Raw genomic sequence first — 13,259 nt, 5'->3', positions numbered from 1 at the left:
AGGCTCGGCATTTAAACTCAATCATGGATCGTGTTGTATTTATTTGTAAGCTGGCAGTTCAGTTCTTAACCCTTTCACCAAACTGACACACATCAACAGCAGAACAAAAGTAAACGGTAATCCTGTTGCAACAACGCCTGATTGCAATGCTTGCAGGGCTTCTTTACCACCAACCCAAAGCATTACGGCTGCAATTGCACCTTCAATACACGCCCAGAAAATGCGTTGCGGTACTGGTGCATCAATCTTACCACCGGCGGTAATACTATCGATAACCAGCGAGCCAGAGTCTGACGATGTAATAAAGAATACCAGAATCAGCACGATAGAAAGCATTGAAATCACTGAGCTATACGGAAGCGCATCGTAAACATGGAACAGAGTCAATGAAATATCAGTTAGGCCATTTGCACCTAGCTCACCAACTTTATTCACCACTTGGTCAAGCGCGATACCACCAAACACAGACATCCAAATCAAAGTAACAACTGTAGGAATAACGATGACTGCGAATAAGAATTCTCGAACCGTACGACCTTTAGACACACGCGCGATAAACATACCAACAAACGGTGACCAAGATACCCACCAAGCCCAGTAGAATACCGTCCAGCCGTGCATCCAAGTTTCATCTTCACGACCGTGAGGGTTACTCAATGGAATAATATTTTCAATGTAAGCCATTGTTGTGTCGCGTAGCGAGCTCCACGCCGTATCAAACGTGATGAAGGTAATGAAAATAAGCAGCGCAAACGCAACCACCATATTGACGTTACTCAGTAGCTTAACACCACCATCAATACCACGAATCACTGATAGCACCGCGATAAAGGTAACGAAGGTGATCACAATCATTTGTGTACCAATGCCGCCTTCTAGACCAAAGACATGATTAATACCACTGGTCGCCTGCTGAGCACCCAGACCTAGCGACGTTGCAAGACCAAATAGCGTCGACAAAACGGCAAGGATATCAATAACGTGACCCAACCAGCCCCATGCACGGTCACCAAAAATTGGATAGAACGCCGCGCGCAATGAAAGTGGTAAACCTTTGTTAAAGGCAAAAAACGCTAATGCTAGTGCAACGAGTGCGTAAATACTCCAACCATGCACACCCCAGTGGAACATAGTGGCACCCATCGCGAGGGATTTTGCTTCTTCGGTGTATGGTACTACGTTAAGTGGCACTCCCCACCAATCAGTGAAATACGCGGTCGGCTCAGCCACACTCCAGAACAGAAGACCAATACCCATACCCGCGGCGAAAAGCATCGACAACCAAGAAACGGTTGAGTGATCCGGCGTTGCTTCTTTGCCACCTAAGCGGATTTTACCTAGCGGAGAAAAAAGAAGAGCAACGGCGAACAATAAGAAGAAGTTTGTCGACCACATAAAGAACGCATCAAACTGTTCAATAATTCCGTTTTTTAGACCGTTTAATACGTCACGAGCAGTGGTTGGCTCAACAAGAAGAAGTGAAATCAGACAGAAAACAACGAGCCCCGCACTAATGCCAAAAACCGGGTTATGTATATCGAATCCCCACTTTTGAACGTTATCCTGTCCAACCTGATAATCGGTTGTATCAATACTATATTTTTTAAATGCATTATCCATAAATACAAATTTAACGTGAATTTGAAACGCCCCTCAGGTGAGAAGAACTCCAATACCGCCCTCCATTAATTTGAACTCTAAAGTTTTAAAGCGGGACGAATTCTAGCAGTAATCACATATTTTTGCAAAAAGTCGTGATTTATTGCACTTTAAGCTCAATTCGAAGCATATGCGAGAGAAATAATATTAATATAAAAATTAAGAGGTCTAATGATTGACTCTATCGTAGTTTGAAAACTAGAAGGGGCATAAGGAGTACTTGAGTTCATAGGCTGTCACCGCGCAAATAGAGAAGACCTGCGCTGATTTGGTTTCAAAATGAACGACGAAACCAAATCAGCAAACCTTTCATCCAGCGAGCGTTATAAGAAATGGAAGGTGATGTTCCCTGTTACGCTGCTAACGGTATCGCTATCGCCTTCAATATCCACGCCAAACGCTTGATAACTCGCGCCCACAGAGACATTGTCAAGCAAGAAGTATTCGGCACCAATACCATACATGTAAGAGACGCCATCATCTTTGTCTAAGTTTCTCAGTCCGCCGTCATAATCAACGTTGAATGCATTGATGCCGCCTTTCGCGTAAACGTGTAACGGGCCGAAGTCGATACTAGGTTTCGCCGCTAGATAGAATGAATCAAAATCAGCACTACCCCTGCTGCCACTCAAAGATAAATCCACTTTGCCGTGGTTAAAGTAGCCAGCCTCAATGCCAATGAATGGCAAAATACCAGTACCGACATGAATACCATAGGTTGTATCATTTTCGCTGTCGATATCGGACTGACCAATTTGGCCACCAGCGTAAATCCAAGAGTCAGCCATTGCTGACGTTGAGCACAACGTTAGAGCGAATAACGAGAGTGTTTTTTTCATACTATCCCTTCCTGATCGATTTCTAAGCGAAACATTACGCAAACATGCGCATTTAATCGCCACTATATATTGGAAAGCATAGGCATTTTAAGACTCTAAAAGTGAATAATTTATGTTCAACTTTTGTTTTGTGACTTCCAGACAAAAAAACACCGACATAAAGCCGGTGTGTTTCATATGGTATTAGAAAGCTTGACGCTTATAGGAAGTGCAGTGTGGCAGTTAAATTAAAACTGCCGATGTCATCACTACCAACCACATAATTCATATAGTTAGCACCAAGAGACAAAGGACCAAAGACCTCATAGTCAGCTCCTACGCCCCACATCATGTCTAAGTCATCATCGTCACTTCCGTTTTGCACTTTTTTGTCCCACTGATGGAAACCACCTTTTGCGTATACTTGCAAAGGGCCGAAGTTGATACTTGGCTTAATGGCTGCGTAATAAGAGCGAACTTCTGTATCATGCCCTGCAACGTTAAACTCTCCATGTTGCGTTACACCCGCTTCCATTCCGATGATAGGTAGAATACCTGTACCAACATGGACGGAGTAAGCCGTTTGGTCATCGCTTGCAAAATCGGATTGACCTACAGATACGCCACCGTAAATCCAAGAATCTGCCATCACCGCAGAAGATGCGCCAAGTAGCGCCACTGCTAATAGAGTTTTTTTCATCATCTACCTTTACTCTTTATTATTCCCACGTCTGCATAACTCAGTCGTGGGTATTACAAACAAAGGGAGGCGAACTATTGCCTCCCAGAACTAAAAAATAATGCTTATTGCGTTACCAGCAATTAGTGTACCAGCAACTTCTTAAGCGATAATTACAAATCTGACACTATTTTACTGGTTGATTAGCAAGCATCAATCGCGTTTTTGACTCGTTTATCAGAAACAGGATAAGGAGTGCCTAATTGTTGAGCAAAGTAACTCACGCGAAGCTCTTCAATCATCCAACGCACTTCTTTTACATTTTCAGGAATGGCCACACCTTTCGGGATCTTGTTCAGCAACTCTTTATAGTCTTGAGTCACAGATTCAATCTTCAGCATATGTAAACGATCTTTGTTTGGATCGATTGGCAACTTCTCCATACGACGCTCTATCGCGCGCATGTAGCGAAGAATATCCGGCAAGCGTTTCCAGCCACATTCCGTTGCAAAGCCTTTGAAGATCAAGCCTTCAATTTGTGCTTTGATATCGGACAGAGCAAACGCCATTGTGAAGTCGATCTTGCCTTTTAGCTTCTTATTGATGCTAAACGCCGTGGTCAGAATAGTCTCAACCTGTTGAGCGATCTCTACAACGGTGTCACCCAATTCAGCACGAACGTGTTCTTTCAACGCTTCGAACTTCTCTGGCTCCCAAACTAAACCACCCTGCTCTTCAATAAGCTTATCGACACCGCAGGCAATGCAGTCATCTATCAGATCAAGCACTTTGCCGTAAGGGTTAAAATACAACCCCAACTTCGATTTGTTCGGTAAGTTAGCGTGCAAATATTTAATTGGAGACGGTACGTTCAATAAAATTAGGCGGCGCTGGCCAGCACGCATTGCGGTGATCTGCTCAAATTCGGTTTCGTAGAGTTTGATTTCAACGCTGTCTTTGGTATCAACAAGCGCCGGATACGCTTTTACATCGTAGCCGCCACGTTTTTGTTGATACACTTTCGGCAATTCGCCAAAACTCCACGTATGCAGACCTTGCTGTTCGATATCGTCATCCGCAACTTTGGAAAGCGTTTCTTGAACTTTGTCTTTCAAACTTTCTTTCAGTTCATGAAGGTCTTTGTTTTCCTTCAGTTTACGATTTCGATGATCAACCGCGCGGAACGTGACTTTCAAGTGCTCAGGTACTTGTTCCAAGTTCCAGTCTTCACGCAGTACCTCTACGCCCGTCATGCGTCGCAACTCTTTCTCTAATGAATCTAGCAGCGGCGCTTCCATTGGCGTGACGCGTGCTAAGAATGCATCGGCATAGTTCGGCGCAGGTACAAAGTTCTTACGAATTGTCTTTGGCAACGATTTAATCAAGCTAACCACAAGCTCATGGCGTAAACCTGGGATCTGCCAATCAAAGCCCGCAGGTTCAACTTGGTTTAAAATCGGCAACGGCAAATGCACTGTGACACCGTCACTATCATCGCCTGGTTCAAATTGGTAACTCAATTTGAGCTTCAAACCATTTTGATGCCAGAAGTTCGGGTAATCCAAATCGGTCACATGGCTAGCATCACCCTTGAACAGCATCTCTTTTTCAAAGTTCAGCAGTTCCGGGTTTTCTTTAGATGCTTTTTTCCACCACGTATCGAAATGCTTACCAGACACCACTTCGGTGCCAACGCGTTGGTCATAGAAATCAAACAGCTCATCATCATCCACCAAGATGTCACGACGACGAGATTTGTGTTCAAGCTCTTCCACTTCTTGCAGAAGCTTACGGTTTTGCTTAAAGAACGCGTGTTTGGTTTCCCATTCACCCTCAACCAATGCACTACGAATGAAGATTTCGCGACTTACGGTCGAATCGATACTGCCGTAGTTGACCAAGCGTTTCGGCACGATTGGTACGCCGTAAAGCATCACTTTTTCGTGCGCCATCACCGCAGCGCGTTTCTTCGACCAATGTGGTTCACTGTAACTGCGTTTAATAAGGTGTTTAGCTAACGGTTCAATCCATTCTGGCTGAATCTTTGCGATGATACGACCCCAAAGTTTTGAGGTTTCCACCAGCTCGGCAGACATGATCCACTTAGGCTGTTTCTTGAATAGACCTGATGCAGGGAAGATATGGAAACGAGCATTACGCGCGCCTTGATATTCATTCTTTTCTTGGTCTTTCATGCCGATGTGCGACAGCAAACCAACCAAAATGGCACTGTGTACGCCATGGTAAGAAGCGGGCTCATCGTTAAGCTTGAACTCCATCTCACGCATCGACTGATGAATTTGGAAGTACACATCTTGCCACTCGCGAACGCGCAAGTAGTTCAAATAGTCTTGCTTACACTGTTTGCGGAACTGATTGCTAGACAAGGCTTTTTGCTGCTTTTGGATGTATTCCCACAAATTCACAAATGTCAGGAAGTCCGACTCTTCATGGAAGAAGCGACGATGTTTATCGTCTGACGATTGTTGTTTGTCTGAAGGACGTTCGCGTGGATCTTGAATCGACAAGGCAGCTGCGATGATCATCACTTCTTTAAGCGCACCATATTTTGGCGCTTCTAATACCATACGCGCCAAGCGCGGATCGATTGGCAAACGCGCTAATTGGCGACCAATGGAAGTCAGGCGTTTTTTCGGGTCTTTTACCTCAGAGTTAATCGCACCAAGCTCTTCCAGCAAACGTACGCCGTCTTGGATGTTACGTTTATCCGGTGCTTCCACAAACGGAAACGCTTGAATATCACCCAAACCAAGTGCCGTCATTTGCAAGATAACCGACGCTAGATTGGTACGTAGGATTTCAGGATCAGTAAACTCTGGGCGTGACTCAAAATCTTCCTCTGAGTACAAACGAATACAGATACCCTCTTCCACACGACCACAACGACCTTTACGCTGGTTCGCACTCGCCTGAGAAACTGGCTCGATTGGAAGACGCTGAACCTTAGTACGGTAACTGTATCGACTGATACGCGCCGTACCCGGGTCGATAACGTACTTAATGCCCGGAACAGTTAGCGAGGTTTCTGCCACGTTGGTTGCCAGTACAATTCGGCGACCAGTATGAGGTTGGAAAATCTTATTCTGCTCACCTGCCGACAAACGCGCGTAAAGCGGCACAATTTCCGTACTCTTCAGATTACGTTTGGACAATGCATCTGCGGTATCACGGATTTCACGTTCACCGTTCATGAAAATCAGGATGTCACCTAAACCTTCATCGCACAGTTCATCTACCGCTTCGAAGATGCCTTCAAGCTGGTCACGATCATTGTCGTCATCACCGCTTAGTGGGCGGTAACGTGTTTCTACTGGGTAAGTACGACCCGATACTTCAATGATTGGTGCATTGTTGAAGTGTTTTGAGAAGCGTTCTGGGTCGATGGTTGCCGACGTGATGATCACTTTCAAATCAGGACGACGTGGCAGCAACTCTTTCAAGTAACCCAAGATGAAATCGATGTTGAGGCTGCGCTCGTGCGCTTCATCGATAATGATGGTGTCGTATTGATTCAAGAAACGGTCATGCTGAATTTCAGCCAACAAGATACCGTCCGTCATCAATTTGATTTGGGTATTTTCAGAGATCTGATCGTTGAATCGAACCTTGTAACCAACAAACTCACCAAGCTTGGTTTCCATCTCTTCGGCAATACGGTTAGCAACCGAACGCGCTGCAAGACGACGAGGCTGAGTATGACCAATCAGGCCAAATTTACCGCGACCAAGCTCAGCACAGATTTTTGGTAGCTGAGTGGTTTTACCAGAACCGGTTTCACCCGCGACGATAACCACTTGGTTTTCTTCGATCGCTTTCGCAATATCATCGCGTTTTTGGCTTACAGGCAGGATTTCTGGGTATTCAATCGTTGGTTTGTAGTTGCTGCGCTGCTCTGCAACCATCATGGATTTTGCGATGTCTAATGCGATTTCGTCGAACACAGCATTGCGCGCTGCGTCCTTCTTAATTTTGCTTGCACCAGAAATACGTTTACTCAAGCGGAAACGGTCGCGCATCATGCACTGATTCAGCGCTTTACGCAGAGATGCCACACTATTCACTTGAGCCTGAGGTGTTTGAGCTTGTTTCGCTGTCGCTTTTTGCGCACCATTTGACGGTGTCGCTTGCTCTTCAGCTAGATTCTTTTTTGGGGGCTGTGACGAAGTCAAAGCGTTTCCTATTCTTTTCATTACAAAAACTGCGCGGATTGTATCACACAAGATCTGTAACAAGATAACCGAAAGCTCATTCAATTTTTTCGAACATGTTCAGCGAATCGCTAGGCTTTTGAACTCACTTACGTTGCTTATAATGGCTCCCATAGTCGAAAGCACTTATTTAAGGAATAACCATTATGTCTCGTGTACTAGCTCTAAAATCAAGCATCCTTGGCGATTACTCTCAATCAAACAAATTGGTTGAAAACTTCATCAAAAATGTAGACCAAGACAAGCTTACTGTTCGTGATTTGGCTGCGAACCCACTGCCAGTTTTGGACTTCGCCGTTGCCACTGCACTTCGCGCAACGGAAGATCTTTCACAAGAACAGCAAGCGGTGGTCGACTTGTCTGATACCTTGATTGAAGAAGTAAAGGCCGCAGACACTTTGGTTATCGCTGCACCAATGTACAACTTCACCATTCCGACTCAGCTTAAAAACTGGATTGATTTGATTGCTCGTGCAGGCGTGACATTCAAATACACAGAAAACGGCGTTCAAGGTTTGATTGAAGGTAAGAAAGCGATCGTAGTAACGACGCGCGGTGGTATCCATAAAGATTCACCAACCGACAACGTGACGCCATACCTACGCACTGTACTGGGTTTTGTAGGAATCACTGATGTGGAATTTGTTTACGCAGAGGCGCTAAACATGGGTGAGGATGCGGCATCGAAAGGCATTTCAGAAGCGCAAAGCCAGCTTGCAACAATGGCGTAAGTTAGAATAAACCAGAATACAAAAGGGATTGGTTCGCGCCAATCCCTTTTTGGATCCTGATGCCTTTATCGTATTTATAGGGTCTCTTACATCGTCAAAAACGATTCACTTTCTCCAAGTTGCGTATTGCATCGAGGTAGACTTTTTCTAAAGACCGCTCAGCTTCGCTTATCATATTCTCGATCATCGCATTAAACGCGACATCGCTACGGATTTCTATATTGTCTCCCGCCTTAACGTCAAGAGAGTTGACGTACAATACCAACCATTCATCGCCCTCCAAGTGCCCTTCTCCGTGAATGGCAAAAAAGCGTTTGGCAAATTCCGCGTTGGTACAATTTATCGCTTCAATTTGAAGATTGAATGAGGAGTCGATACTCATGGTGCTTATGCCATCCGATTCATCAGATGCATCACAAACAGCCTTAACTCTGGCACGATATACGAAATTTCTCGTTGAAAGCAGCATAGTATTATTCATCTTTACTCATAATGGGTGATAAATAAGTCAGTTGCAAATCCGACCTATATGCATCTCGCGATGCGCTAAAACTCGAACTGGAAATAAATAGTATTGTAGTTGCTCCCACCTTTAATTCGCCCAAACTGGGAAGCGCTTTCAAAAATCGCCGAGCGGTGATGCAATGAATAGCCCACCCACATATTGTTCCAGCTCTTTTGGTTGAAGAGATCGCCTACATTGACATCAAACGAGAAATCTAGGTAGTTGAGCAACTTGCTTGGTGTATAACCCTTGTCTTCCATTTCTGTGCCTTCAATATAGGTAATGCTATCAATGTATGACACACCTTCCGCTACACCAAATCGCCAAGTCGTAGGCCAATTAACCGTATAATAAGCCTTAATCGCCATGACGTATTCTGTGCTCGCAGACTGAACACTGGACGACCAGTGATGAACCAACCCTGGCGTTAAATAAATATCAAGAGGAAAACCAAACAGCTCATCCGTTAATGGATGCCCATAAAACAATGAAGTAAGTTGATTGTCGTATGGGTCTTTTTCTCTCTCAAGGCTAAATATTTCACCGATGTTCGAAGGCGTCGCCCAACCATGCGCAATACGTAGATATGCTTTATTGCTCAGTGTCGGTTTCGGAACTTTGCTTTTATCGTTGAAAAAGCCAAAACCGACAAACACTTCTCCCTGATATCGATCTTCTACAAGCTGACTGTTGTAGGCGTTATCATCTAAGCGAGTAACACTCGTCTCGCCCAGTAAATACAAATTTGAAGTTACATGGTAACGCGCTTTAATACCAAGATTGGTGTCAAGTCCAGCTCCAATTCTCTCGCCAGTAATATCCTTAAAGGAATAATATTCACTATTGAAATCAGCGTCTTTGTATCGAATCGTAATCGATGGCTCTAATTCCCAATCACCAAATACATAATTGGCAGCAAGGCGGTAATTAGAGTGAAACTGGAGTTCGTCGTCCGTCATCAACTCTACTTCTGCGCGCCAATTGTCGTTAATGCTATAACGCACTTGCCCACCGAAATCGACTCTGTCCCCTTCATTAGCATTTTGTAGTGACATGGGAATATCGACAAATCTCAATCGCATGAGTGCGCTCGCACGCCAGTCAGAATCACTCTCGTTATACAAAAAAGCGCCACCTTCAATGCCATTGATATACACATGTTCGTTTTCAAAGAACATCATTGGTACAAATGTACTCACCGTAGAGTCATTATCGGCGGTATAAAACGGAATCGATGCTGTGCGATACATCGCAGCAATCCCCCACGTTTGTTCTTCTGCACCATGCACAGAAGAAACTACCGCAGCTAAAGGTAAAGCGAGTGTTGTTAGAATTAATCTCTTCATGAGTTCGAAAAATGTTGGTTGAGAAGCAGGCAAACATCAATGATTTGCCATTAAAAGCTTATGTTCAGCTGATGATAGCCGTTACAATGGCAAATGTTGTCATCCTCGTGACAGTTTGAGTCCCAAGATCATATTAATATTGCACGACTAGGTGAGCTTGTTTGCGAATATTTTACCATCACAACAAGCGCGTAAACTCTAGCTTAGTTCTAAATCAAACATAATGAAGTAAAAAGTGAAAGCATCAGAACTCATCTCTACCTTGAATCATTTACCCGCAGACACAGACCCAGACATTGTGATGGGAGAAGCATGGCTGCCAGAGAGGTTGATAGGGACTCAACTCGATGGTGACATGTTGTTTTTGCACTTTGATAATGCACCAGAAGATGGTCAAGGTGACGAAGAAGGGCGTGGCTTCGTCGAACACGAAATCGACCTAATTAGAACTCGGCTTCAGCAAATTTTGGATGAAGACAGTAATAACGCGTCAAAAGCCGATGCGATGCTTGGTTTGTTCCTTATGGGACATGAACTTAGTAGCTCGCAAGTTATCGAAATATTAGAAGAAGAAGCTGACACATAAGGAGCCGTTTTGCCAGCATTGATGAACACGACTGAAATTTCTTCACTTCCTCTTGTCGTTGCAGGTCCGATCCTACGTAAAGTGACCGCAACTGAAATCAATATTTGGCTAGTCACCACCCAACGCTTGGAGGGTATGGTGCAAATTACGGATGAAAACGCCTCCATCCTTTATCAAACCCCTTTAAGTGAACAAAAAGAACAGCTTCAAATCGGCCTCAATGCGTGGTGTTGCTTACTTAAATTAGAAGGCGAGTTTCCAACCCATCAAGCGTTACGCTATCAAATAAAAACGCAATATGGCTTAGTGACGGAACTGCTCCCTCACCTGACTTATGAGCAAGATAATACGCCAAACTTGGGTATTGAGTTCCTCGTTAGTGAAAAAGCGGATTATCTCTTACATGGATCTTGCCGTAATCCCCATCACTTCAGTGATGATACATTGGTCGCTGCGGATCATAAAATCGCGTCTCAATCCATTGAAGAAAGACCGGATATGCTCATCATGAGTGGTGATCAAATCTATGCAGACCATGTTGCAGGCCCCACTCTCGATGCCATTGAGCAAGTCATAGCTTTATTGGGTTTGCCAGGCGAAGAATTCGATCAAGCTCCGATAAAAAATACCAATGAGCTCTACCAACACCCTGCTTGCTATTATGGTCGAGATAAATTGTTGCCTCATTATGTGAGTGATGACAGTTCACTAAGTAAGTTTTTTCCACACCGAGGGACACCAATATTCAGCGCCAAAGAGTGTGAGAATCACCTAATAAGCTTTGCTGAGTGCTTTGCAATGTACTTATTGGTTTGGTCTCCGACCTTGTGGAAGCTTGTTCGAACGGATCGTTTATTAGAAAACGAATTTACTGTCGGCGGAGAAGTTCTTGAACCCAAATGGCAGCAGCAATGGCGCGAAGAAAAAAAACAAATTGATAAATTCGTCGCAGGTCTGGAAAAGGTTCAACGCTTACTCGCTCACATTCCAACCTATATGATTTTTGATGATCACGATGTCACCGACGATTGGAATCTCACCATAGGCTGGGAACAAGCCGCATACAGCAACACGTTTGCAAAACGCATTATCGGTAATAGCTTGATTGCTTACTGGCTTTGCCAAGGTTGGGGAAATGCGCCAGAAAAATTCAATGATGAATTTATGAGCCTCGCTCAACGCTTTATCGATGAGCGAACCTCGCAAACCCAAGATGCATTTATTCAATATTTGTATCGCTTTGAGAATTGGCACTACACCATTCCTACGACACCAAAAGTTGTCGTGCTAGATACACGAACCAGACGCTGGCGTTCTGAGTCTAAAATGAACAAACCTTCTGGCTTAATGGACTGGGAAGCGATGATTGAGTTCCATCAGGAGCTCGTGCATCAAGACAAAGTTGTTATTGTTTCTGCTGCGCCAATGTTTGGTGTGAAATTTATCGAAGCACTACAACGTGTGGTGACCATGCTTGGTAAACCATTGATGGTTGATGCTGAAAACTGGATGGCTCACCCCGGAAGTGCGAATACTCTTATTAGTATTTTCACACACACAAAGACACCAACTAACTTTGTTATTCTCTCTGGCGACGTGCACTACTCTTTTGCATACGATATTAAGCTCCGCTATCGAAAAAACAGTCCGAATATCTATCAAATCACCTGTAGTGGAATTAAAAATCAGTTCCCTACACAACTGCTCAATATTTGTGATGGCCTAGATAGACTGCTATACAGCCCTCGCTCACCTTTAAACTGGTTCACAAAACGTAAACGACTCAAGATTTACAAACGCGCACCAAGTACGCACAACTTTTATCGCTTGGTTAACCATAGTGCCATTGGTGAGCTACGCCTTGATGATGAAGGCAAACCAAGTCAAATTAGTATTCTGACGAGTGATGGTGACGAAGTTCATTTTCCACCGACACGTGCTGAAAGCTGAGTATCAATCCCAAAATGACTTGCCCTTTGTAAGAGGCAAGTCACCTTGAACTAACTCAGGAGTTTAGGTTTTTTGAGGAGAAAGTGGCCGTTCTTAAATGTCAACGGCGAGCTAAATTTGGTATCGCACCTTGAGATCTTCCGTATTTATTACCATGTTAACCAAATAAACAATAGCTCGGTGTTCATTATGTTTAATTCTCTCACATCATTATTTAAACAACTCATTGATGGCTCTGATTTAAGCCAAACCAACACACTTTCCCCTAACATGGCTATCGCGTGTTTGCTTTGTGAAGTTTCTGGCGCAGACCATAGTGTCGATGATAGAGAACAAGAAACAAAGCGCTCTTTATTGATGAAACTGCTTTCATTAAATGAAGAAGAATCAAATACTTTGTTAGAGCAAGCGCAACAGAAAATAAAAGATTCCGCTTCGCTGTACGACTTTACCTCTCAACTAAGAGAACTGACTCAAGAAACTCGTTACAACTTAATCAAAAGCATGTGGGAAGTCGCTTACGCAGACGGCGAAATTGACCCGCTAGAAGACGCGGTGATCCGTAAAACAGCAGAGCTACTCTATGTTGATCACAGCGAGTTCATTCGAGCAAAGTTACAGTCTCAGTAAAGTAACGAGATGAGTATATAGGTCTCTGGCTAGCTCCAGCCTACCCCTATAATGACAACAGATATCGCTTCTGTAGCCATAAAAAAACGCGCACTCTGCGCGTTTTTCAATAAGCCAACGACATTG

At 44.1% G+C, this 13,259-nt stretch carries 10 protein-coding genes; 4 read left to right on the top strand and 6 right to left on the bottom strand.

Going from position 1 to position 13,259, the window contains the following annotated elements:
- Nucleotides 1-39: 39 nt before the first annotated feature.
- The 4 genes from L3V37_RS15210 to hrpA all read right to left on the bottom strand — a co-directional run bounded on the left by L3V37_RS15210 (nucleotide 40) and on the right by hrpA (nucleotide 7,346).
- Complete coding sequence (locus L3V37_RS15210; RefSeq protein ID WP_237306542.1) at nucleotides 40-1,620, bottom strand: BCCT family transporter; 1,581 nt, start codon at nucleotides 1,618-1,620, stop codon at nucleotides 40-42.
- 362 nt (nucleotides 1,621-1,982) lie between these two features.
- On the bottom strand, nucleotides 1,983-2,498 hold the full coding sequence (locus tag L3V37_RS15205; RefSeq protein WP_065274512.1) for an outer membrane beta-barrel protein: 516 nt from the start codon (nucleotides 2,496-2,498) through the stop codon (nucleotides 1,983-1,985).
- A 199-nt stretch (nucleotides 2,499-2,697) separates the two neighbouring features.
- The gene (locus L3V37_RS15200) at nucleotides 2,698-3,177 is read right to left on the bottom strand and encodes an outer membrane beta-barrel protein (RefSeq protein WP_130544968.1); all 480 of its coding nucleotides are present in this window, start codon (nucleotides 3,175-3,177) and stop codon (nucleotides 2,698-2,700) included.
- 182 nt (nucleotides 3,178-3,359) lie between these two features.
- Nucleotides 3,360-7,346, bottom strand: coding sequence for an ATP-dependent RNA helicase HrpA (gene hrpA / locus L3V37_RS15195; protein ID WP_237306541.1), 3,987 nt, complete (start codon nucleotides 7,344-7,346; stop codon nucleotides 3,360-3,362).
- 185 nt (nucleotides 7,347-7,531) lie between these two features.
- Between hrpA and L3V37_RS15190 the strand changes: the two genes are divergently transcribed.
- A complete protein-coding gene (locus tag L3V37_RS15190) occupies nucleotides 7,532-8,116 on the top strand; it encodes an FMN-dependent NADH-azoreductase (RefSeq protein WP_005486828.1) in 585 nt (194 codons plus the stop codon).
- 94 nt (nucleotides 8,117-8,210) lie between these two features.
- Here L3V37_RS15190 and L3V37_RS15185 read toward each other — a convergent pair whose 3' ends face one another.
- Nucleotides 8,211-8,597 (bottom strand): hypothetical protein, encoded by a 387-nt coding sequence (locus tag L3V37_RS15185; protein WP_080960090.1) that lies wholly within the window; start codon nucleotides 8,595-8,597, stop codon nucleotides 8,211-8,213.
- 65 nt (nucleotides 8,598-8,662) lie between these two features.
- The gene (locus tag L3V37_RS15180) at nucleotides 8,663-9,967 is read right to left on the bottom strand and encodes a MipA/OmpV family protein (protein ID WP_237306540.1); all 1,305 of its coding nucleotides are present in this window, start codon (nucleotides 9,965-9,967) and stop codon (nucleotides 8,663-8,665) included.
- Nucleotides 9,968-10,202: 235 nt separating this feature from the next.
- On the opposite strand from L3V37_RS15180, the gene L3V37_RS15175 reads away from it, so the two are divergent.
- The 3 genes from L3V37_RS15175 (at nucleotide 10,203) to L3V37_RS15165 (ending at nucleotide 13,133) form a co-directional block, all read left to right on the top strand.
- Nucleotides 10,203-10,553 (top strand): hypothetical protein, encoded by a 351-nt coding sequence (locus L3V37_RS15175; protein WP_017634942.1) that lies wholly within the window; start codon nucleotides 10,203-10,205, stop codon nucleotides 10,551-10,553.
- Nucleotides 10,554-10,562: 9 nt separating this feature from the next.
- Nucleotides 10,563-12,503, top strand: a complete 1,941-nt coding sequence (locus L3V37_RS15170) for an alkaline phosphatase D family protein (protein ID WP_237306539.1) — start codon at nucleotides 10,563-10,565, stop codon at nucleotides 12,501-12,503.
- Between the two features lie 189 nt (nucleotides 12,504-12,692).
- Complete coding sequence (locus tag L3V37_RS15165) at nucleotides 12,693-13,133, top strand: TerB family tellurite resistance protein (protein WP_017820644.1); 441 nt, start codon at nucleotides 12,693-12,695, stop codon at nucleotides 13,131-13,133.
- The last annotated feature ends 126 nt before the right edge of the window (nucleotides 13,134-13,259 follow it).

This window comes from Vibrio sp. D54, assembly GCF_021728075.1.
Lineage (GTDB): Bacteria > Pseudomonadota > Gammaproteobacteria > Enterobacterales > Vibrionaceae > Vibrio > Vibrio alginolyticus.
This window is presented reverse-complemented; position numbering and strand designations above follow the sequence as displayed.

What these genes read in the sequence shown, in the direction of transcription:
- L3V37_RS15210 (WP_237306542.1), bottom strand. Translation starts at nt 1,620, where the DNA reads ATGGATAATGCATTTAAAAAATATAGTATTGATACAACCGATTATCAG.
- L3V37_RS15205 (WP_065274512.1), bottom strand. Translation starts at nt 2,498, where the DNA reads ATGAAAAAAACACTCTCGTTATTCGCTCTAACGTTGTGCTCAACGTCA.
- L3V37_RS15200 (WP_130544968.1), bottom strand. Translation starts at nt 3,177, where the DNA reads ATGAAAAAAACTCTATTAGCAGTGGCGCTACTTGGCGCATCTTCTGCG.
- L3V37_RS15190 (WP_005486828.1), top strand. Translation starts at nt 7,532, where the DNA reads ATGTCTCGTGTACTAGCTCTAAAATCAAGCATCCTTGGCGATTACTCT.
- L3V37_RS15185 (WP_080960090.1), bottom strand. Translation starts at nt 8,597, where the DNA reads ATGAATAATACTATGCTGCTTTCAACGAGAAATTTCGTATATCGTGCC.
- L3V37_RS15180 (WP_237306540.1), bottom strand. Translation starts at nt 9,967, where the DNA reads ATGAAGAGATTAATTCTAACAACACTCGCTTTACCTTTAGCTGCGGTA.
- L3V37_RS15165 (WP_017820644.1), top strand. Translation starts at nt 12,693, where the DNA reads ATGTTTAATTCTCTCACATCATTATTTAAACAACTCATTGATGGCTCT.